The 19,929-nt window shown below is 71.2% G+C and carries 13 protein-coding genes and 3 pseudogenes; 8 read left to right on the top strand and 8 right to left on the bottom strand.

Annotated elements, in window-relative coordinates; translation table 11 throughout:
- Positions 1-107: 107 nt before the first annotated feature.
- The 5 genes and pseudogenes from rpsO to ACHMXE_RS22085 all read right to left on the bottom strand — a co-directional run bounded on the left by rpsO (position 108) and on the right by ACHMXE_RS22085 (position 4,751).
- Entirely contained in the window at positions 108-374 is a 267-nt protein-coding gene (gene rpsO, locus ACHMXE_RS22105) for a 30S ribosomal protein S15 (RefSeq protein WP_007837783.1), read from the bottom strand.
- A gap of 90 nt (positions 375-464) precedes the next feature.
- On the bottom strand, positions 465-1,382 hold the full coding sequence (locus ACHMXE_RS22100; RefSeq protein WP_395351279.1) for a DMT family transporter: 918 nt from the start codon (positions 1,380-1,382) through the stop codon (positions 465-467).
- Positions 1,383-1,463: 81 nt separating this feature from the next.
- Positions 1,464-2,261: an AraC family transcriptional regulator gene (locus tag ACHMXE_RS22095; protein ID WP_395351277.1), complete on the bottom strand. Its 798-nt coding sequence runs from the start codon at positions 2,259-2,261 to the stop codon at positions 1,464-1,466.
- A pseudogene (locus ACHMXE_RS22090) lies at positions 2,262-3,426 on the bottom strand (pyridoxal phosphate-dependent aminotransferase).
- A gap of 44 nt (positions 3,427-3,470) precedes the next feature.
- Positions 3,471-4,751 (bottom strand): branched-chain amino acid ABC transporter substrate-binding protein, encoded by a 1,281-nt coding sequence (locus ACHMXE_RS22085; RefSeq protein ID WP_395351274.1) that lies wholly within the window; start codon positions 4,749-4,751, stop codon positions 3,471-3,473.
- A gap of 122 nt (positions 4,752-4,873) precedes the next feature.
- Between ACHMXE_RS22085 and ACHMXE_RS22080 the strand changes: the two genes are divergently transcribed.
- On the top strand, positions 4,874-5,248 hold the full coding sequence (locus tag ACHMXE_RS22080; RefSeq protein WP_093339397.1) for an Hsp20/alpha crystallin family protein: 375 nt from the start codon (positions 4,874-4,876) through the stop codon (positions 5,246-5,248).
- Between the two features lie 69 nt (positions 5,249-5,317).
- Here ACHMXE_RS22080 and tsaD read toward each other — a convergent pair whose 3' ends face one another.
- Positions 5,318-6,370 (bottom strand): tRNA (adenosine(37)-N6)-threonylcarbamoyltransferase complex transferase subunit TsaD, encoded by a 1,053-nt coding sequence (tsaD, locus tag ACHMXE_RS22075; RefSeq protein WP_395351272.1) that lies wholly within the window; start codon positions 6,368-6,370, stop codon positions 5,318-5,320.
- A gap of 80 nt (positions 6,371-6,450) precedes the next feature.
- Here tsaD and ACHMXE_RS22070 point away from each other — a divergent pair, with 80 nt between their 5' ends.
- From ACHMXE_RS22070 to ACHMXE_RS22055, 4 genes and pseudogenes are all read left to right on the top strand, one after another.
- Positions 6,451-7,743 carry a nitrate- and nitrite sensing domain-containing protein gene (locus tag ACHMXE_RS22070; protein WP_395351270.1) on the top strand — a complete coding sequence of 431 codons (1,293 nt, stop codon included), beginning with the start codon at positions 6,451-6,453 and terminating at the stop codon, positions 7,741-7,743.
- 339 nt (positions 7,744-8,082) lie between these two features.
- Positions 8,083-9,327 carry a CmpA/NrtA family ABC transporter substrate-binding protein gene (locus ACHMXE_RS22065; protein ID WP_395351268.1) on the top strand — a complete coding sequence of 415 codons (1,245 nt, stop codon included), beginning with the start codon at positions 8,083-8,085 and terminating at the stop codon, positions 9,325-9,327.
- A gap of 10 nt (positions 9,328-9,337) precedes the next feature.
- On the top strand, positions 9,338-10,255 hold the full coding sequence (gene ntrB / locus ACHMXE_RS22060) for a nitrate ABC transporter permease (protein WP_395351265.1): 918 nt from the start codon (positions 9,338-9,340) through the stop codon (positions 10,253-10,255).
- Positions 10,252-11,062 (top strand): annotated as a pseudogene (locus tag ACHMXE_RS22055) (ABC transporter ATP-binding protein). The gene ntrB and the pseudogene ACHMXE_RS22055 overlap by 4 nt, the downstream one beginning before the upstream one ends.
- Before the next feature lie 24 nt (positions 11,063-11,086).
- Here the strand turns inward: ACHMXE_RS22055 and ACHMXE_RS22050 are convergent.
- Positions 11,087-12,373, bottom strand: a complete 1,287-nt coding sequence (locus tag ACHMXE_RS22050) for an ANTAR domain-containing protein (protein ID WP_395351263.1) — start codon at positions 12,371-12,373, stop codon at positions 11,087-11,089.
- Between the two features lie 276 nt (positions 12,374-12,649).
- Here ACHMXE_RS22050 and ACHMXE_RS22045 point away from each other — a divergent pair, with 276 nt between their 5' ends.
- Positions 12,650-13,906, top strand: coding sequence for a nitrate/nitrite transporter (locus ACHMXE_RS22045; RefSeq protein ID WP_395351261.1), 1,257 nt, complete (start codon positions 12,650-12,652; stop codon positions 13,904-13,906).
- Between the two features lie 92 nt (positions 13,907-13,998).
- Here the strand turns inward: ACHMXE_RS22045 and ACHMXE_RS22040 are convergent, their stop codons facing one another.
- Entirely contained in the window at positions 13,999-15,717 is a 1,719-nt protein-coding gene (locus ACHMXE_RS22040) for a protein kinase (RefSeq protein WP_395351259.1), read from the bottom strand.
- Between the two features lie 73 nt (positions 15,718-15,790).
- Here ACHMXE_RS22040 and ACHMXE_RS22035 point away from each other — a divergent pair.
- Both ACHMXE_RS22035 and ACHMXE_RS22030 read left to right on the top strand, forming a co-directional pair.
- Positions 15,791-17,056 (top strand): annotated as a pseudogene (locus tag ACHMXE_RS22035) (NAD(P)/FAD-dependent oxidoreductase); the annotation flags it as partial.
- A gap of 2 nt (positions 17,057-17,058) precedes the next feature.
- On the top strand, positions 17,059-19,836 hold the full coding sequence (locus tag ACHMXE_RS22030) for a molybdopterin-dependent oxidoreductase (protein ID WP_395351257.1): 2,778 nt from the start codon (positions 17,059-17,061) through the stop codon (positions 19,834-19,836).
- Positions 19,837-19,929: the final 93 nt, after the last annotated feature.

Below are 19,929 nucleotides of genomic sequence, written 5' to 3'. Positions count from 1 at the left end.
CCCTGGAATGACACAGCTTCGCTCTGTAGGGCACCCGAAAGTGGTTCGCGAAGTAAAAAACGCCTGAGCTAGCGGACTAACCCAGGCGTTTTTTCTTGCGATTCGGCTTACTTGCGCAGGCCCAGCTTGGCGATCAGCGCGGTGTAACGGTCGGCGTCCTTGGACTTCAGGTAGTCGAGCAGCTTGCGACGGCGGCTCACCATGCGCAGCAGGCCGCGACGGCCGTGGTGGTCCTTGGCGTGCGTCTTGAAGTGGGGGGTGAGCTCGTTGATGCGGGCGGTCAGCAGTGCGACTTGCACTTCGGGGCTGCCGGTGTCGTTGGCTGCGCGGGCGTTGTCCTTGACGACTTCGGCCTTGATGGAGGCTGCGATCATTGGTTTTTCCTTTGTTCCGGTGGTGTTTGACTTGCGGTGGGTGCTGGAACTGCGCCCACCGTGCGCCTTGCGGCATGCAAAGCCTTGGGATTATACATCGGCCGTCCCGGACGCCCCTTCGCGGCGCCGTCCGTCGAGCGAGACCAGCGCCACCGCCCCCAGTACGCAGGCCGCGCCGGCCACCTGGGGCCAGCCCACCGGTTCGCCCAGCCACCAGGCGGCCAGGGCCAGCGCCGACACCGGCATCAGCGCCGTGAACAGCGCCGCCTCGGCGCCGCTGAGTCGGGCCGCGCCCGCGTACCAGAGCAGGAAGCCCGCCACCGTCGGCACCAGCGCGTAGTAGGCCACACCGGCCAGCGCCTCAGCCGGCACCGCCTGCAGCCAGGCGCGCTCGAGCAGCGCGGGCGGCAGCGACAGCAGCAGCCCCAGCGCGGTCATCGCGGTCGACTGCGCGAGCGGCGGCAGCGGCACGCGCAGCCGCTTGTTGAGCAGGATGAACAGCGATTCGAAGGCCACCGCGCCCAGCACCAGCAGGTTGCCGAGCAGCGCGGCCGGCGTGCGGGCGCCGCCCTCCCCGCCCGGCCGCAGCGTGATCGCCAGCACGCCCAGGCTCGCGAGCACGATCCCGCCCAGCAGGTAGCGCCCGGGCCGCTCGCGCAGCGCGAGCACCGCCACCAGCGCGGCGATGGCCGGCAGGGTGCCGGCCACCACGCCCGCGTCGGCCGCCGGCGCCCAGCGCAGGCCCAGGATCAGCAGCACCGTGTAGCCGACGCTGCCCGCGGCCGCCTGGCACAGCAGCAGCCAGGCATCGTGCCGGCTCGGCCGCGGCCAGCGCACGCGCATCCCCCGCATCAGCACCACGAACACCGGCAGCGCCAGCGCGAAGCGCAGCGCGGTCGCCGTGAACGGCGGCAGGCCGCCCGCGATCTGCTTGCTCGCGACCACCGTGCTGCCGACCGTGACCATCGCGAGCGCGCACAGCCACATTCCCTTGCTGCGTTCCGACATGCCTATCGCCTTTCATTTGCAGAAGGCGCGAGCGTCTCCCGCCGCGGGCGCGGCGGTCTTGAACGAAATTGCAGGACCAGGTCAGGCGCCGTGCGCGGCCGCATAGGCCCCGGGCGTGAAACCCAGGAAGCGCACGAAGGCCCGCGTCATGTGGCTCTGGTCGGCAAAGCCCGCGCCAGCCGCGGCATCGGCCAGCGCCCGCCCCTGCGCGATCAGCCGCCGCGCGCGCGACAGCCGGCACTGCTGCAGCCAGGCATGTGGCGGCAGCCCGAAGGCGGCCGCGAAGCCGCGCAGCAGCTGCCAGCGGCTCAGGCCGGCCTCGTGCGCGAGCTCGGCCAGCGTGGGCGCGACCACGCAGTCATCGGCGATGCGTGCCCGCGCTCGCTCCAGCGCCACGGCAGCGATGCGAGGCACGGGTTCCGGCGTTAACGCGCCCGGCGCATCGCGCAGCAGCTCGAGCACGCCCTGCTCGAGCGCCAGCGCATCGGCCCCCTCGGCCACGCCCGCGAACAGCCGCTCGACCCCGCGCCGCAGCGCCGGATCGTTGAGCACCGGCCGCGTCAGCTCGAGCCCGGGCGCGGCATCGGCCAGCAGCGCGGGCGCCAGGTGCAGCATGCGCCAGGCGCGCGCTTCGCCGCGCAGCGCGACGCCGTCGTGCACCTCGCCGGGATTGACCGTGATGACGTCCCCGCGCACCGCCTCGACCACGCCGCGGCCGCTGGCCGAGCGCTGACCACCGCGGTCGATCACGCCGATGCCGTAGACGTCGTGCATGTGGCGCGGAAAGCTGCGCGCCGATTCGGCCGCGATCGTCTGCATGCCCGGCAGCGCCGAGCCGCGGATGCGCACGGCGTCGACGGGCGCGGGCCTCGGCGTCATTCAGCCCCGCTGCTTCGAGAGCCAGCCGCGCAGCCGCTCCACGCCCTGCACCAGCCGCTGCGGATCCTTCGAGGCGAAGCACCAGCGCAGCCAGCCCTGCCCTTCGGGCGCGAAGGCGTTGCCGGGCGCGAGCCCGAGCCCGGCCTCGACCACCAGCCGTTTTGGCCACCTCGAAGGAATCGTCGAAGCCCTCGAGCCGGAAGAAGGCGTACATGCCGCCCCTGGCCGGCGCCACCTGCACGCCCGGCACGGCCGCCAGCAGCGGCACCAGCGTGTCGCGGCAATGCTTGAGGTGCGCCACCACGCGCGGCGTGATCTCGGCCGTGTGCTCGATCGCCACCACCCCGGCGCGCTGGGTGAACACGCTCGCGCACGAGGTGTTGAACTCGATCAGCTTGCCGATGCCATCGACCAGCGCGGGCGGCAGCACCAGCCAGCCCAGGCGCCAGCCGGTCATCAGGAAGCTCTTCGAGAAGCTGTGCGTGACGACCAGCCGGTCGTCGGGCCGCGCGATGTCGAGGAAGCTAGGCGCGCAGCCGTTGGCCGTGGGTTCGAAGTACAGGCGCTCGTAGACCTCGTCCGCGAGGATCCAGGTGCCGGTCTCGCGGCAATGGTCGAGCACGGCCTGCTGCTCCTCGCGCGTCATCGTCCAGCCGGTCGGGTTGTTCGGCGCGTTGACGATCAGCAGCTTGGTGTTCGACGTGACCGCCGCGCGCAGCGCCCGCAGGTCCAGCGTCCATTCGCCCTCAATCGGCACCAGCGGCACCGTGCGCACCGTCGCGCCGAGGATCGCCGGCTGCGCCGTGAGGTTGGGCCACACGGGCGTCACCGCGACCACCTCGTCGCCGGCATCGACCAGCGCCTGCACCGCGAGCATCAGCGCGCTCACGCCTCCCGAGGTGACGGCGATGCGCGAGGCATCGACCGCGGGATGCAGGCTGCTGGTGTAGCGCGCGATCGCCGCGCGCAGCTCGGGCAGACCGAGGTTGTGGGCGTAGAAGGTCTCGCCGCGCTGCAGCGAATCGATCGCCGCCTGGCGGATGACTTCGGGCGTGACCTCGTCGCTCTCGCCGAACCAGAAGGCGAGCACGTCGCTGCGGCCGAGGCCGGCATTGGCGACTTCGCGGATCTTGGAGGCTTCGAGGTTGTGGATGGCTTGGCGCATGTCGTGTTCTTCTTTCGTTGTCGTCGTGTCTTCGCTTCGTGCCTTCAGGGGCGCTTCATCTTGCACGAAGTCGGCAGCTCCGCGCGCTCGGGGGCAATGGTCTTGATCACGCGGAAGCCGTAGCCCGAGCCCTCGACGTCGAACTGCACGCCCGCTCGGCCCTGCTTGTCCATCACGCCGACCACGAGCTGCTGCTGGAACTGGTGGTCGGCCGCGCGCATGCGCCCGCGCTGGCCGTACAGCGTGACGTCGGCCTGCTCGAGCGCGCGCGCCACCGCCACGGTGTCAGTGCTGCCCGCGCGCTCGAGCGCCTGCGCCAGCGACTCGATCAAGAGCTGCATGCGCATGTGGACGTAGTCGTCCGCGGGCTTCGGAAAGCGCGTGCGGAAGGCGCGGTAGAAGGCCTCCGACTGCGGCGTCTGCACGTTCGGCAGCCAGTCGGCCACCGCGATCACGCGCCCGATGCCGGCATCGCCGATGGCCGCGGGCGCGCCCAGCGCATTGCCGTAGAAGGTGTAGAAGGTGCCGTTGAAACCGGCCTCGCGCGCGGCCTTCACGAGCAGCGTGAGGTCGTTGCCCCAGTTGCCCGTGACCACCGCCTGCGCGCCGCTCGCGATGATCTTGCTGGCGTAGGGCGCGAAGTCCTTGACCTTGCCCAGCGGATGCAGCTCGTCGCCGACGATCTCCACGTCGGGCCGCAGCACGCCGAGCTGGCGCCGCGATTCGCGCAGCACCGCCTGGCCGAAGCTGTAGTCCTGCCCCAGCAGGTAGATGCGCTTGAGCGCCGCGTCGTCCTTCACCACGTCCATCAGCGCGGCCACGCGCATGTCGGCATGGGCGTCGAAGCGGAAGTGCCAGAAGCTGCAGCGCTCGTTGGTCAGCGAAGGCTCGACCGCCGCGTAGTTGAGGAACAGCATGCGCCGCTGCGGGTCGCGCTCGTTGTTCTTGTCGATCGCATCGATCAGCGCCGCCGCGGTGGCCGAGGAGTTGCCCTGCAGCACGATGCGCGCGCCGTCGTCGATCGCGGCGCGCAGTGCCGACAGCGCTTCCTCGTTCTGCCCCTTGCTGTCGTAGCGGTCGAGCTGCAGCGGCCGCGCGCCGCCCGGCAGCTTGATGCCGCCGCGTGCATTCACGCGCTCCACGGCCCACAGCAGGTTGCGGAACACCGCCTCGCCGGTGTTGGCGAACGGGCCGCTCATGCTCTCGATCAGCGCGAGGCGGATGGGTGCGGGCGGGGTCTGCGCGAGCGCCGCGAAGGGCCTCGCGCATAGCGACAGTGCCGCGAATTTCAAGGCCTGGCGGCGCTCGAAAAAGCTGGAATTCATTGACTTGAAACGCGCGCCGCTGGGCCTAGATGAGGTTTCAAGCGGCACTCAGGATTGAACGGCCGCGCAGTGTAAGGGACACACATTCCATGTCCCCATTGTGTTCATTCAGGAGTACTTCCATGTTTTTCGCACCCGCCCTCCGCGCCACCCGCTTCACCCCCCGCGCCCATGACCGCGCCTTCGAACGCTTCGTGAACGATGCCTTCGCCGGCACCGCGCGCCGCTCGCCGCTGGTCGAGCAGGACGACAAGAGCTGGACCCTGTCGCTCGACGTGCCCGGCTTCGCCCGCGAGGACCTGAGCATCGGCATCGAAGGCGCCGTGGTCCGCATCGAGAGCAAGGCCGACGCCAAGCGCCAGTTCAAGGCCGCCTACGAGCTGCCGCTGGACATCGACGCCGCTGCGAGCGAAGCCAAGCTCGAGAACGGCGTGCTGACCCTGAAGCTCGCCAAGGTGGTGCCGGTCAGCCAGGTCTCGCAGCTGCAGATCAACTGATCCAAGCGCAACCGAGCTGCGAAAAAGCCCGCGCGGCGACGAGCCGCGCGGGCTTTTTCATGGGCGTTCTCAGGCGGTGGCGGGCAGGTCCGCCGACAGCGAGGCCATCGGCCAGCGCGGCTTCACGTCGAAGGCATAGCGCTCGGTGGGCTGCGACAGCCCCGACTGCAGCCGCATCGCCGCGGCCATCGCGATCATCGCGCCGTTGTCGGTGCACAGGTGCAGCTCGGGGTAGTGCACGCGCACGCCGCGCTTGGCGCAGGCGGCATTGAGCTGCTCGCGCAGCATGCGGTTCGCGCCCACGCCGCCGGCCACCACCAAACGCTTGAGGCCGGCCTGGTCGAGCGCGGCCAGCGATTTCTTCAGCAGCACCTCGACGATCGCCGCCTGCGTGGAAGCAGCGAGGTCGGGCTTGCGCGCCTCGAGTGCGTCGCCGAGCTTCCTGGCCTGCGTGAGCACGGCCGTCTTGAGGCCGGCGAAGGAGAAGTCGAGGTCGCCGCTGTGCAGCAGCGGGCGCGGCAGCTTGAAGGCCGCCGGATCGCCGCCCTCGGCCAGCTTGGCGAGCCAGGGGCCGCCGGGGTACGGCAGGCCCATGAGCTTGGCGCTCTTGTCGAAGGCCTCGCCGGCCGCGTCGTCGATGGTTTCGCCGAGCAGCTCGTAGCGGCCCACGCCGTCCACCCGCATCAGTTGGGTGTGGCCGCCCGAGACCAGCAGCGCCACGAAGGGGAACTCGGGCGGGTCGGCGCTCAGGAACGGCGACAGCAGGTGGCCCTCGAGGTGGTGCACGCCCAGCACCGGCTTGCCGAGCGCCGCACCCAGCGCGCAGGCCACGCCCGCGCCCACGAGCAGTGCGCCCGCGAGGCCGGGGCCGCGCGTGTAGGCGACCACGTCGACCTCGGCCAGCGTGCGCCCGGCCTCGGCCATCACGGCATCGGTCAAGGGCAGCACGCGGCGGATGTGGTCGCGGCTCGCGAGTTCGGGCACCACGCCGCCATAGGCCTGGTGCATCGCGATCTGGCTGTGCAGCGCATGCGAGCACAGCACCGGCAGCGCGTCGCCATGCGACTCGACCAGCGCCACGCCGGTCTCGTCGCAGGAGGATTCGATTCCTAGAAGCAGCATGGCCGGGAGTGTAGGCGGCGGGCGGTAGGGGTTGCTGGCGCGGGGGTACGGCACGGATGTTGCACATGGTCCGGCACCCCATGAAATCCGGCCTGCACTTCCTGATCGCCGCGCGGCGCAGCGAGATCGACGCGCTCGAGCAGCTCGCGCGCACCAGCGAGCTGGTCGGCGCCGTGGGCCGGCTCGTGCATGCGCTGCAGCGCGAGCGCGGCATGTCGAACGTGTTCCTGGCCTCGCGCGGGGCGCGCTTCGCCGCGCAGCGCGATCCGCAGATCGCCGAATGCATGGCGCTCGAGCAGGCGGTGCGGCTGGGCTTCGACCGGCTCGAGGCCGAGGCGCAGGGCCGCGCGGGCGACGGCAACCACACGCGGCTGTTCAGCCGCATCGCCTGGGTGCTGCCGGGCCTCGATGGCCTGCCGGCCCTGCGCCGGCGCATCGCCGCGCTCGAACTGCAGCCCGCGCAGGCCACCGCGGCCTTCGCCAAGCTGGTCGCGGGGCTGCTGTCGGTGGTGTTCGAAGCGGCCGACGGCGCCACCGACCCCGAGATATCGCGCCTGCTGGTGGCGCTGTTCAACTTCATGCAGGGCAAGGAGTTCGCGGGCCAGGAACGCGCCCTCGGCGCCGCCGCCCTCGCCATGGGCCGCGTCGACGACGCCCAGCGCGCCCAGTGGCTGCACCTGGTCGAGTCGCAGGAGCGCTGCTTCCAGGTCTTCACCGAGTTCTCGAACCCCGCGCTGCTCGCGCTGTGGCGCCAGAGCCAGAGCGACAGCACGCTGGCCGAGCTCGAGCGCATGCGCCGCATCGGCACCGTGCATCCGGGCGCGGCGCCCGCGGGCGGCCTGCCCGATCCACGGCTGAGCCAGGCCTGGTTCGACTGCTGCAGCGCGCGCATCGACGCCATGCGCACCGTCGAGGACCGGCTGGCCTGCGACCTGCGCCTGCAGTGCGGCCACAAGACCGAACAGGCGCGGCACGAGCTCGAGGAATACCAGCGCCTGCTCGACACCCTGGCGCCGCGCGACGACGGCGAGCGATTCTTCGACGACGTGCTGGCGCCGGTGCCGCCCGCCGCGCGCCCGGCGGCGCCCGAAGCGGCCACGCTCTACGGCCGCACGCTCGAGCGCTCGGTGCTCGACATGGTCCAAGCCCAGTCGCGCCGGCTGCAGGCCATGGGCGACGAGCTCGAGACCGTGCGCGCCTCGCTCAACGAGCGCAAGCTGGTCGAGCGCGCCAAGGGCCTCTTGATGGCGCACCGCCGGATGAGCGAGGAAGAAGCGCACAAGATGCTGCGCCAGACCGCGATGAACCAGAACCGCCGGCTGGTCGACGTGGCCGAGTCGGTGCTCGCGATGGCCGACTACCTGCCACGCTGATCGGTCCGCCCTGGTGCAGTGCACAACAAGCGTGCCTGCCGACGCGCCGGCCGCCCCTCCCCACCGAATCGAGGGCCCGGGCGCACCCATACGGCGCATCGAGCTAGCAAAGCCATAGCAAACCACGCGCGCCGAGGCTGGCACGCGCTTTGCTCAAGACAGTTCATGAGGCCTTCGGGCCTCCAGGCAGAGGGCCCCCAATGGCGGGGGCCGTCCACCGACCCGGACAAAGGCGTCCTTATCCCGCGGGGCTGGCTCGTTTGCGAGCAGCCCCCTGCGGCGGTGAGGACGCCTTTTCGTTTTTGTCTTCCTCCTTTCTCTTCAGCTGGAGTCCGCCCCATGTCCGATACGCTGCAAACCAAACTGAGCCGGCGCCGCGTGCTGCAGGCCGCCGCCATCGGCGCCGCCGGGATCGATCCCGCGCTGCGCGCCGCCGTCTGGGCCCAGGGCTCCGACAAGCCCGAGAAGGAGGAAGTGAAGATCGGCTTCATTCCGCTGACCGACTGCGCCAGCGTGGTGATGGCCTCGGTGCTGGGCATCGACAAGAAGTACGGCGTGAAGATCGTGCCGAGCAAGGAGGCGAGCTGGGCCGGCGTGCGCGACAAGCTGGCCAACGGCGACCTCGACATGGCCCACGTGCTCTACGGCCTGGTCTACGGCATGCACCTGGGCCTGAGCGGCCCGAAGAAGGACATGGCCGTGCTCATGACCCTCAACAACAACGGCCAGGCGATCACGCTGTCGAAGAAGCTGGCCGACAAGGGCGCGGTCGACGCGGCCTCGCTCGCCAAGCTGATCGCCAGCGAGAAGCGCGAATACACCTTCGCCCAGACCTTCCCCACCGGCACCCACGCGATGTGGCTCTACTACTGGCTCGCCTCGGCCGGCATCGACCCGTTCAAGGACGTCAAGAACATCACCGTGCCGCCGCCGCAGATGGTGGCCAACATGCGCGTGGGCAACATGGACGGCTACTGCGTGGGCGAGCCCTGGGGCCAGCGCGCGATCATGGACGGCATCGGCATCACGGCCATCACCACGCAGGACATCTGGAAGGACCATCCCGAGAAGGTGCTCGGCACCACGGCCGAGTTCGCGAAGAAGTACCCGAACACCGCGCGCGCCGTGACCGCCGCCGTGCTCGAGGCGGGCAAGTGGATCGACACCGGCCTGCAGAACAAGAACAAGATGGCCGAGACCATCGCCGACAAGAGCTACGTCAACACCAGCGTGGACGCGATCAACCAGCGCATCCTCGGCCGCTACGTCAACGGCCTGGGCAAGAGCTGGGACGACCCCAACCACATGAAGTTCTACAACGGCGGCGCGGTCACGTTCCCCTACTTGTCCGACGGCATGTGGTTCCTCACGCAGCACAAGCGCTGGGGCCTGCTCAAGGAGCATCCCGACTACCTCAAGGTCGCGACCGAGATCAACCGCATCGACATCTACAAGCAGGCCGCCGCCGCCACGCAGACGCCGGTGCCCAAGGACCCGATGCGCAGCAGCAAGCTGTTCGACGGTTCGGTCTGGGACGGCAAGGACCCGAAGAAGTACGCCGAGTCCTTCAAGCTTCATGCATAGGGAGAACACCATGGTCAGCGCAGTCTTCCATTCGCCGCTCGAGGCGGTCGCAGCGCCGTCGGCCCCGGCCATCACGGCCAAGCCGGTCGCCGCCACCGCGGCGCCCGTTCGCCCCGTGCGCGAGACGCGGACACGCACACCGCTCGACCTGCGCGCCTTCTGGATGCGCGTGCTGCCGCCGCTCGCGGGCTTCGGCCTGCTGCTGCTGGTGTGGGAGATCGTGGCCATGCGCAGCACCACCGGCTTTCCCTCGCCGCTGGCGGTCTGGCAGCAGGCGCTCACGGTGTTCAGCGATCCCTTCTACAGCAAGGGACCCAACGACCAGGGCGTGGGCTGGAACGTGCTGTCCTCGCTGCAGCGCGTGGCGCTGGGCTTCGGCCTCGCGGCGCTGGTCGGCATTCCGGCCGGCTTCGCGATCGGGCGCTTCGAGTTCCTTGCGCGCATGTTCAATCCGCTGATCAGCCTGTTGCGCCCGGTCTCGCCGCTGGCCTGGCTGCCGATCGGCCTCCTGGTGTTCAAGGGCGCCAACCCGGCCGCGATCTGGACCATCTTCATCTGCTCGATCTGGCCGATGGTGATCAACACCGCCGTGGGCGTGCAGCGCGTGCCGAGCGACTACATGAACGTGGCCAAGGTGCTGAACCTCAGCGAATGGAAGATCCTCACCAAGATCCTGTTCCCGGCCGTGCTGCCCTACATGCTGACCGGCGTGCGGCTGGCCGTGGGCACCGCCTGGCTGGTGATCGTGGCGGCCGAGATGCTGACCGGCGGCGTGGGCATCGGCTTCTGGGTCTGGGACGAGTGGAACAACCTCAACGTCGCCAACATCATCATCGCGATCTTCGTGATCGGCATCGTCGGCCTGGTGCTCGAGTTCGCGCTGATCAAGCTCGCGACGGCCTTCACGTTCGAAGAGGTGAAATCATGATCGACGAGTCGAAGTACATCGAGATCCACGGCGTCGAGCAGGCCTTCAAGACGCCCAAGGGCCGCTTCGTCGCGCTGCGCGACGTGCACCTCGGTGTGGCCAAGGGCGAGTTCATCACGCTGATCGGCCACTCGGGCTGCGGCAAGTCCACGCTGCTGAACCTGATCGCCGGCCTCACCACGCCCACCGCCGGCGCGCTGCTGTGCGCCAACAAGGAAATCAAAGGCCCGGGCCCCGAGCGCGCCGTGGTGTTCCAGAACCACTCGCTGCTGCCCTGGCTCACCTGCTTCGAGAACGTCTACCTCGCGGTCGAGCGCGTGTTCGCCGCCACCGAGAACAAGGCCCAGCTGCGCGCGCGCACCGATGCGGCACTGGCGCTGGTCGGCCTCACGCCAGCCGCGCAGAAGCGCCCCGGCGAGATCTCGGGCGGCATGAAGCAGCGCGTGGGCATCGCGCGCGCGCGTGTCGATGGAACCCAAGGTGCTGCTGATGGACGAGCCCTTCGGCGCGCTCGACGCCCTCACGCGCGCCAAGCTGCAGGACGAGCTGCTGGCCATCGTGCAGAAGACCCGCAGCACGGTCGTGATGGTCACGCACGACGTGGACGAGGCCGTGCTGCTGAGCGACCGCATCGTGATGCTGACCAACGGCCCGGCCGCCACCATCGGCGAGGTGCTCGCGGTCGACATCCCGCGCCCGCGCAACCGCGTCGAGCTCGCGGAGGACCCGGCCTACGTGCATGCGCGCAAGGCCGTGATCGACTTCCTCTACACGCGGCAGGGGCACGTGGAGAAGGCAGCGGCCTGAACCGCGACGCGGCCCCCGGGCGCATCACGACATGATGACCTGGAGGCTGTGCTCGTACGAGGCCGTGAGGCTCTCGAAGGTGTCGACCAGCGCCTCGCTCGAGCGCACCAGCGCGGCGCGGCCGTCGGCGCTCTCGAGCGCGCGCACGCCGCCCACCAGCCGTAGCCATTCGTCGCGCGCGCTCGCGAGCCCGGCGCGGATCTCCGCGGTGCTCAGCGGCGCGCGCTCGAGTTCGAGCAGCGCGGCCTCGAACTCGTCCATGGTCGGCAGCAGCCGCGCCTGGGCGGCCTGCTGCTCGAGCGCCGAGGCCAGCAGCGCGTCCTTGGCCAGCCGCTGGGCGCGCATGCGCTGGCGGCCGCAGATGTTGACGATGCGCAGCGCGCGCCGCGCGCCCGAGGCTTCGAGCGCCTCGGTCAGCGCCTCGGCGGCCGCGAGCAGCACCTCGGCGCGATGGTCGATGTCGGCCAGCCCCGCGGCGCTGGGGCGCGCGGCGAGCGCGGTCGACAGCACGGTCCAGGCCGCCCGCGCCTCGGCCAGCGCCAGGGCGCCGGCCGCCTGCAGGCCGAGGGTCGCGAGGTGATCGAGGTTGCTCTGCACCCGTTCGGCCGACTGCGTGCGCAGCACGCGCGCGCGCTGCACGTCGATGCCGCCCAGCAATTGCGCGGCCAGCCGCACCAGCCGCTGCGAGAGCATGCGCAGCTGGCCCGCGCGGTTGATCGCCTCGGCCCACTGCGCGGCCTCGATGACCGAGCGCGAGACCTCGCCGAGCCGCAGGTTCGCATGCATCGCGGCGCCGCGAATCAGGCCGAAGGCCTCGTCCTCGCCGATGCCGCGCGCGGACATCAGCAAGCCCTTGGCGCGGTCGACCCACTTGCGCTCGTCCATCCGGGTGCGCAGGTTCTCCAACTCGGTGCGCAGCGCGTGCTCGCGCTGCCAGCGGGCCTGCGCGCGCGCGAGCAGCGCCAGCAGCGATGCCGCATCGAACGTCTCGAGCGACTCGAACGGCGACCAGGCATGCACGCCGAGCGCGGCCAGTTCCTCGTGCCGCGCGCCATCGAGCGGCGCGCTCGCCAGGCTCAGCGCGCAGGGCGGCAGGCCCGACCAGGCGCGCAGCACCTCGAGCAGCGCATGCGTCGGCGCGGCCGTGCAGACCAGCACCTGGCGCGGCGCGAGCGCTTCGGCTTCGCGCGCGAAGCCCGGCAGGTCCGTGCAGCCGAGCAGCTCGATGCCGGCCTCGGCCAGCGCGGCGCCCATCGCCGCGGGCAAGGTGGGCGGGCCGGGTTCATCGGGAAGAACAACGAGAAGGGACATCGGTCGAAGGACGTGGGGACGGGCACCGCGAGCATAGGCGAGGGCCGATGCCCGTCGCGTCTTTCGTGCGCGGCATGCGTCTTGCATGAAACGGACCGCGGTGTAACGAAGCACCGCTTTGGTGAGGCCGCAGGCTCCTGCGTCCGTTCCGGCAGCAACGATGCCGGCTACACCCTTCATGCCGACGGCCCGCGCCGCCGGCTCCCCCGTCCCACCCCCGTCCGTCGACTCGGTCTCCACAGGGCCGGGCCGCGGCTTTTCGCACCCACGAACACCATGCCCGGTTTCAGGAATTTCTTGCGCTCAGGCCACGGCCCGACACTGTTCGCGGCCTTCCTGTATTTCTCGTTCTCCTGCTGCATCTGGGTGCTCAACGGCGCCATGGCGCCCTTCATCGGCGAGAGCTTCGACCTCTCGCCGGCGCAGAAGGGGCTGATGCTCTCGGTGCCGATCATCGCGGGCGCGCTCATGCGCTTCCCGCTCGGCATCCTGTCGCAGTACATCGGCCGCAAGAAGGCCACGCTGGTCGAGATGGCGCTGATCGCGGTGGCGATGCTGTTCGGCTTCTTCTTCGTGCGCAGCTTCAACGACCTGCTGGCCATGGGCGTGCTGCTGGGCATCGCGGGCGCGAGCTTCGGCGTGGCGCTGTCGCTCGGTTCGGGCTGGTTCCCGCCGCAGCACAAGGGCCTGGCGATGGGCCTGGTGGGCGCGGGCAACGTGGGCACGGCGGTGTCGGTGCTGATCGCGCCGCCGCTCGCGCAGTGGCTGGGCTGGCAGGCGGTCTACGGCGTGGCCGCGGGCGCGATCCTGATCCCGATGGTGGTGATGGTGGTGTTCGCCAAGGAACCGCCCGACGTGAACGCGCATTCGAGCTTCCGCGAGCACATCGCCTGCCTGTTCGAGAAGGACGGCTGGGTGTTCAGCCTGATCTACGGCGTGACCTTCGGCGGCTTCATCGGCCTCACGACCTTCCTGCCCTCGTACTACTACGACCAGTTCGGCGTCAGCAAGGTGCAGGCGGGCCAGCTCACCATGCTCGCGGCCTTCATGGGCGCGGCGGTGCGCATCGCCGGCGGCTGGATCTCCGACCGCTGGGGCGGCGTGAACACGCTGACGGTGGTGCTGCTGGTGGTGGCCGTGGCGCTGGCGCTCGTGGGCCTGGCTTCGGGCTCGCTGGTGCTCACCACCCTGCTGCTGATCGTCTGCTTCGCGGCGCTGGGCGCGGGCAACGGCGCGCTGTTCCAGCTGGTGCCGCTGCGCTGGCCGCTGAGCACCGCGGTGGCCGGCTCGATGATCGGCGAGATCGGCGCCCTGGGCGGCGGCCTGGTGCCGAACGCCATGGGCCTGTCGAAGCAGTACCTGGGCAGCTACCTCTGGGGCTTCGTCTTCTTCGCGGTGCTGTCGCTCGTGATGCTGGGCGTGATGCGCGTGATGCAGATCCGCTGGACCCGCACCTGGGCCGAGAAGGGCGGCCGGGCGCGCGTGGCGCCGGCACCGGCACCGGCGGCCGCCTCGCACCGGAGGACCGCGTGAACATCCCCTCCGTTCGCCCTGAGCCTGTCGAAGGGCTGTACCCACGGCGCGCACGGCTTCGACAAGCCCGGCCCGAACGGGGATGGCGGCTCTCAGCGTGGCAGGAACAGCAGCCACACCACCAGCAGCAGGTTGAACAGCACCGACACGCCGAGCGCGAGCTGGTAGAGCGCCAGCGGATCGCGGCGGATCAGCGGCGTGGCGACGGGCGCGCCCACCGGGCGCGAGGCGCCGCGCTCGAGCGCGAGCAGCAGCTCCTCGGCGGTCTCGAAGCGTTCGCGCGGATCGCGCGCCACGGCCTTGCGCACCAGGTGGTCGAGCCAGATCGGCACGTCGGGCCGCAGGCGCGACAGCGCCACAGGGTCGCGCCGGTAGCGCCCCACCTGGTAGGGCTCGATCTCGCCGTAGGGCAGGTGGCCGGTGAGCCACTGGTAGAGGGTCACGCCGAGCGCGAACAGGTCGCTGCCCGCGTCGGCCGTGCCGCCCTCCTCCCACTGTTCGGGGTTGATGTAGCTCGGCGTGCCGGCATGCAGCTCGCGCTGCGCCGCGCTCTCGCGGCCCGACAGCGCCACGCCCAGGTCGAGGATGCGCCAGCGCCCGTCGTCGCCGCGGTGCAGGTTGCCGGGCTTGATGTCCCGATGCACCACGCCCTGGCGGTGCAGCCGGCCGAGCGCGCGGCTCCATGCGATGGCGGCCGCCACCACCTCGGCCACGGCACCGCGCGGATCGGCCTTGCGCAGCTGCTCGAGCGTGCGGCCGCCATGCCAGTCGAACACGATGTAGAGCGCGCTGGCATCGGCCGCGCGCTCGTGCGCCCGCACGAAGCCGTCGCCGCCCACGCGCAGCCCGAGCCAGGCCTCGTGCGCGAGCATCGCGCGCTCCTGCGGGTCGCCGGCGCGCGCGGGATGCAGGGTCTTGAGCGCGACCAGCGCGCGCGTGACGGGATCGCGCGCCTGGTAGAGCAGGTGCACGCCGGTGTCGGCCACCAGCGCGGTCACCACGTAGCCGTCGAGCGCCTCGCCCACCTTGAGCGCGGGCGGCGGTGCGAGCCGGCGGCCATCGCCGAGCTCGTCGTCGAGCCGGCGCGCGTCGAGCCCCAGCACGCGGATCACCAGCGCGGTCGCGTTGTCGCGCGTGCCGGCATCGAGCGCCGCGTTCACCAGCGCCTCGCTCGCTGCCTCGGCATCGCCTTGCAGCGCCAGCGCGGCCAGTCGCCGCGCGTCGAGCACGCCATGCACGCCGTCGGAACTCAGCACGAAGCAGTCGCCCACGCGCAGGTCGCCCTGCAGGTAGTCGACGCGCACCTGGTCGTCGAGGCCGATGGCGCGCGTGAGCCGGCTGCGCAGGTCGGGATGGTCGAAGGCATGGTCCTGCGTCAGCGGCACGGCGGCGGCCTCGCCGGCGCGCACGCGCCAGGCGCGCGTGTCGCCCACGTGGGCCAGCGTGTAGCCCTGGCCGTGCAGCACCAGCGCGGTCAGCGTGGTGAGGGCGGCGCCGCCCTCCTCGCCCTTCGCTCCCTGGCGCCGGCGGTTGTGGTCGGCCAGCCAGCCGTTCTGCGCGCCGATCAGCCGGTCGAGCGCGGCGGTCGGCTCCCAGGTGGCGGGCGTGGCGAAGTAGTCGGCCAGCAGGCCCATCACCGTGGTCTGCGCCGCCTCGCGGCCGCGCCCGCCGGCCGAAACGCCGTCGGCGATGGCCGCGATCAGCCCGCGCGCCTCGTCGCCCGGCGGGGCATGCACCGCGCCGGCGAAGTCCTCGTTGGCCTCGCGCGGGCCGCGCTGGCTGCTGTAGCCGATGTCCACCTCGAAGCTCATGGCGCGATTCTGACCGCGCGCGATGAGCACGCGCTCGCTTGATGTCCCCCAGTTCGCAGAAAGGCAGGGCCCCATGGAGAAGATGAAACTCGTGCTGATCGGCAACGGCATGGCCGGCGTGCGCACGCTCGAGGAGCTGCTGAAGATCGCGCCCGGCCTCTACGACATCACGGTGTTCGGCGCCGAGCCGCATCCCAACTACAACCGCATCATGCTGTCGCCGGTGCTCGCGGGCGAGCAGACGCTCGACGAGATCGTGCTCAACGGCTGGGACTGGTACCGCGACCACGGCATCGCGGTGCATGCCGGCAGGAAGGTGGTCGAGGTCGACCGCGTGAAGCGCATCGTGCGCGCCGACGACGGCACCGAGGCCGCCTACGACCGCCTGCTGGTCTGCACCGGCTCCACCCCCTTCATGCTGCCGGTGCCCGGCAAGGATCTCGAGGGCGTGATCGCCTACCGCGACATCGCCGACACCGACTGCATGATCGAGACCGCGCGCACGCACCGCCACGCGGTGGTGATCGGCGGCGGCCTCTTGGGCCTGGAGGCCGCCAACGGCCTGATGCGGCGCGGCATGGAGGTGACGGTGGTGCACGTCATGCCCTGGCTCATGGAACGCCAGCTCGACGAGGCCGCGGCCCGGCTGCTGCAGCAGTCGCTCGAGGAACGCGGCCTGAAGTTCCGCATGGGCGCGCAGACCCAGGAACTCGTCGGCGGCGAACAGGGCCGCGTCACCGCGATACGCTTCAAGGACGGCACCGAGGTCCCGGCCGACCTGGTCGTGATGGCCGTGGGCATCCGCCCCAACGTCGAGCTGGCCGAGCGCATGCGGCTGCATTGCCACCGCGGCATCGTGGTCACCGACACGCTGCAGACCGTGACCGATGCGCGGATCTACGCGGTCGGCGAATGCGCGGCGCACCGCGGCATCGCCTACGGCCTGGTGGCGCCGCTGTTCGAGCAGGCCAAGGTGGCGGCCAACCACCTCGCGCAGTTCGGCATCGGCCGCTACCAGGGCTCGCTGACCTCGACCAAGCTCAAGGTCACGGGCATCGACCTGTTCAGCGCGGGCGAGTTCATGGGCGGCGAAGGCACGGAGGAGATCGTGATGAGCGATCCCTTCGGCGGCGTCTACAAGAAGCTGGTGCTCAAGGACGACAAGCTGGTGGGCGCCTGCCTCTACGGCGACACGGTGGACGGCAGCTGGTACTACGAGCTGGTGCGCGAGGGGCGCAGCGTGCAGGAGATCCGCGACCGGCTGATGTTCGGCGAGGCGGCCACGGGCGATGCCGGTGGCGAGAACGAAGCGGTCCCCGCCGGCGAACCCAAGGCGGCCGCATGACCGACACCCGCTCCACCTGCCCCTACTGCGGCGTCGGCTGCGGCGTGATCATCGAGTCCGAGGGTGCGCAGATCACCGGCGTGCGCGGCGACCCCGACCATCCGGCCAACTTCGGCCGCCTGTGCACCAAGGGCTCGACCCTGCACCTGACGGCCAGCGCGCCGATCACGCGCCAGACGCGGCTGCTGCGCCCGATGCAGCGCGCGCGCCGCGGCGAGGCGCCGCAGCCGCTGGACTGGGACACGGCGCTCGACCAGGCGGCCGGGCGCTTCGCCGGCATCGTGCAGGCCCACGGGCCCGACGCGGTCGGCTTCTACGTCTCGGGCCAGCTGCTGACCGAGGACTACTACGTCTTCAACAAGCTCGCCAAGGGCCTGGTCGGCACCAACAACATCGACACCAACTCGCGCCTGTGCATGAGCAGCGCGGTGGCCGGCTACAAGCAGACGCTGGGCGCCGACGCGCCGCCTGCCTGCTACGACGACCTGCGGCATGCCCAGTGCCTGTTCATCGTCGGCAGCAACACCGCCTGGGCCCATCCGATCCTGTTTCGCCGCATCGAGGACGCGAAGGCCGCCAACCCGGCGCTGAAGATCGTGGTGGCCGACCCGCGCCGCACCGACACGGTGGAGATCGCCGACCTGTTCCTGCCGCTGCTGCCGGGCACCGACGTGATGCTGTTCAACGGCATGCTGCACCTGATGCTGCGCGAAGGCTGGATCGACGCCGGCTACATCGCGGCCCGCACCAGCGGCTTCGAGGCGCTCAAGGCCACGGTGGGCAACTGCACGCCCGAGACGGTGGCGCGGGTCTGCGGCCTGTCGACCGAGCAGCTGTTCGAGGCGGCCCGGCTGTTCGCCGCCTCGCCGGCCACGCTGAGCCTGTACTGCCAGGGACTCAACCAGTCCTCGAGCGGCACCGCGAAGAATGCCGCGCTGATCAACCTGCACCTGGCCACGGGCCAGATCGGGCGCGCGGGCGCGGGGCCGTTCTCCCTGACCGGCCAGCCCAATGCGATGGGCGGGCGCGAGGTCGGCGGCCTCGCGAACCTGCTGAGCGCGCACCGCGACCTCGCGAACCCCGCGCACCGCGCCGAGGTGGCGGCGCTCTGGGGCGTGCCCTCGGTGCCCGCGCGGCCCGGCAAGACGGCGGTCGAGATGTTCCAGGCCGCGGCCGACGGCGAGATCCGCGCGCTCTGGATCGCCTGCACCAACCCGGCCCAGTCCATGCCCGACCAGGCCACGGTGCGCCGCGCGCTCGAGCGCGCCGAGTTCGTGGTGGTGCAGGAAGCCTTCGCCACCACCGCCACCTGCGCCTATGCCGACCTGCTGCTGCCGGCCACCACCTGGGGCGAGAAGGAAGGCACGGTGACCAACAGCGAGCGCCGCATCTCGCGCGTGCGCCCCGCCGTGCCGCCGGCCGGCGAAGCGCGCCACGACTGGTCGATCGCGGCCGAATTCGCGCGCCGGCTCGAGGCGAGGCTGGGCCGCGCGGCCACGCTGTTCCCCTACGAGAACGCCGAATCGGTCTGGAACGAGCACCGCGAATCGACGCGCGGGCGCGACCTCGACATCACCGGCCTGAGCTGGGCGATGCTCGAGCACGCCGGCCCGCAGCAATGGCCGCTGCGCGAGGGCGAGACGGCCGGCCGCGCGCGCCTCTACGAAGACGGCGTGTTCCCCACGCCCGACGGCCGAGCGCGCTTCGTCGACACCGTCCACCGCCCGCTGGCCGAGCCGCGCGAGCCGCGCTGGCCGTTCTCGCTCAACACCGGCCGGCTGCGCGACCAGTGGCACGGCATGAGCCGCACCGGCAACGTCGGCCGGCTGTTCGGCCACGTGGCCGAGCCCGCGGTGCAGATGAACCCGCAGGACATGGCGCGGCGCGCGCTGCGCGAGGGCGACCTGGTGCACCTGAGCTCCAGGCGCGGCTCGATCCTGCTGCCCGCGCGCGCCAGCGAGGAGATCGCGCCCGACCAGGCCTTCGTCGCGATGCACTGGGGCGGCGAGTACCTGGGCGGCTCGTCCTCCACCGGCACGCCGCTGGCGGGCATCAATGCCGTCACCACGCCGGCGTACTGCCCCATCTCGAAGCAGCCCGAGCTCAAGCACGTGCCGGTCAAGATCCTCAAGGCCGAGCTGCCCTGGTCGCTGCTGGCCATGGCCTGGCTGCCCGACGACGACGCGCTGGCCGCGCGCCGCGCGCTGCAGGCGCTGATGGCGGCCTTTCCGTTCGCGGCCTGCGTACCCTTCTCGGGCGCGGACGGCAGCCGCGGCGGCCTGCTGTTCCGCGCCGCCGCCTACGAGGCGCCCGACGACGCCCTGCTCTCGCGCATCGAGGGCCTGCTGGGCCTGCAGGCGCCCGACACCCTGCGCTATGCCGACCGCCGCCGCGGCCAGCGCCGCGCGGCGCGGCTGGCGCGCCGGGCCGACGGCGCGCGGCTCGAAGCGTTCCTGCTGGGCGGCGACACCAGCGCCGAGGCCTGGATCGCCACCGTGCTGCGCGAGGAGCTGCCGGCGCAGGACTACGGCCGGCTGCTGCTGTCGCCCGGTGCGCGCGCGCCGGTGGCGGTGCAGTCGCGCGGCAAGCCGGTCTGCACCTGCTTCAACGTCACCGACCTCGCGATCGAGCGCCAGCTGCGGCGCTGCGACGGCTCGCCCGCGGAACGGCTGGCCGCGCTGCAGGGGGCGCTGAAATGCGGCACCAACTGCGGTTCGTGCATTCCCGAGCTCAAGCGGCGGGTGCGCTCGACTCCGGTGGAGGCGCTGGCGTGAGCCGTGTCCTGCCTTGCTCCTTCCCCCGCTGGGGGAAGGCCGGGATGGGGGCACCGGGCCGTTCCATCGTTACGCACGCATCCATCGCCCGGT

Origin of the sequence: Variovorax sp. UC122_21 (genome assembly GCF_044056785.1) — a bacterium.
Lineage (GTDB): Bacteria > Pseudomonadota > Gammaproteobacteria > Burkholderiales > Burkholderiaceae_C > Variovorax.
Note: the sequence above shows the minus strand (reverse complement) of the source record. Positions and strands in the feature narration are given on the sequence as shown.

Excerpts from the sequence above, each read along its gene's own strand:
- rpsO (WP_007837783.1), bottom strand. The coding sequence starts at position 374 with ATGATCGCAGCCTCCATCAAGGCCGAAGTCGTCAAGGACAACGCCCGC.
- ACHMXE_RS22100 (WP_395351279.1), bottom strand. The coding sequence starts at position 1,382 with ATGTCGGAACGCAGCAAGGGAATGTGGCTGTGCGCGCTCGCGATGGTC.
- ACHMXE_RS22095 (WP_395351277.1), bottom strand. The coding sequence starts at position 2,261 with ATGACGCCGAGGCCCGCGCCCGTCGACGCCGTGCGCATCCGCGGCTCG.
- ACHMXE_RS22085 (WP_395351274.1), bottom strand. The coding sequence starts at position 4,751 with ATGAATTCCAGCTTTTTCGAGCGCCGCCAGGCCTTGAAATTCGCGGCA.
- ACHMXE_RS22080 (WP_093339397.1), top strand. The coding sequence starts at position 4,874 with ATGTTTTTCGCACCCGCCCTCCGCGCCACCCGCTTCACCCCCCGCGCC.
- tsaD (WP_395351272.1), bottom strand. The coding sequence starts at position 6,370 with ATGCTGCTTCTAGGAATCGAATCCTCCTGCGACGAGACCGGCGTGGCG.
- ACHMXE_RS22070 (WP_395351270.1), top strand. The coding sequence starts at position 6,451 with ATGAAATCCGGCCTGCACTTCCTGATCGCCGCGCGGCGCAGCGAGATC.
- ACHMXE_RS22065 (WP_395351268.1), top strand. The coding sequence starts at position 8,083 with ATGTCCGATACGCTGCAAACCAAACTGAGCCGGCGCCGCGTGCTGCAG.
- ntrB (WP_395351265.1), top strand. The coding sequence starts at position 9,338 with ATGGTCAGCGCAGTCTTCCATTCGCCGCTCGAGGCGGTCGCAGCGCCG.
- ACHMXE_RS22050 (WP_395351263.1), bottom strand. The coding sequence starts at position 12,373 with ATGTCCCTTCTCGTTGTTCTTCCCGATGAACCCGGCCCGCCCACCTTG.
- ACHMXE_RS22045 (WP_395351261.1), top strand. The coding sequence starts at position 12,650 with ATGCCCGGTTTCAGGAATTTCTTGCGCTCAGGCCACGGCCCGACACTG.
- ACHMXE_RS22040 (WP_395351259.1), bottom strand. The coding sequence starts at position 15,717 with ATGAGCTTCGAGGTGGACATCGGCTACAGCAGCCAGCGCGGCCCGCGC.
- ACHMXE_RS22030 (WP_395351257.1), top strand. The coding sequence starts at position 17,059 with ATGACCGACACCCGCTCCACCTGCCCCTACTGCGGCGTCGGCTGCGGC.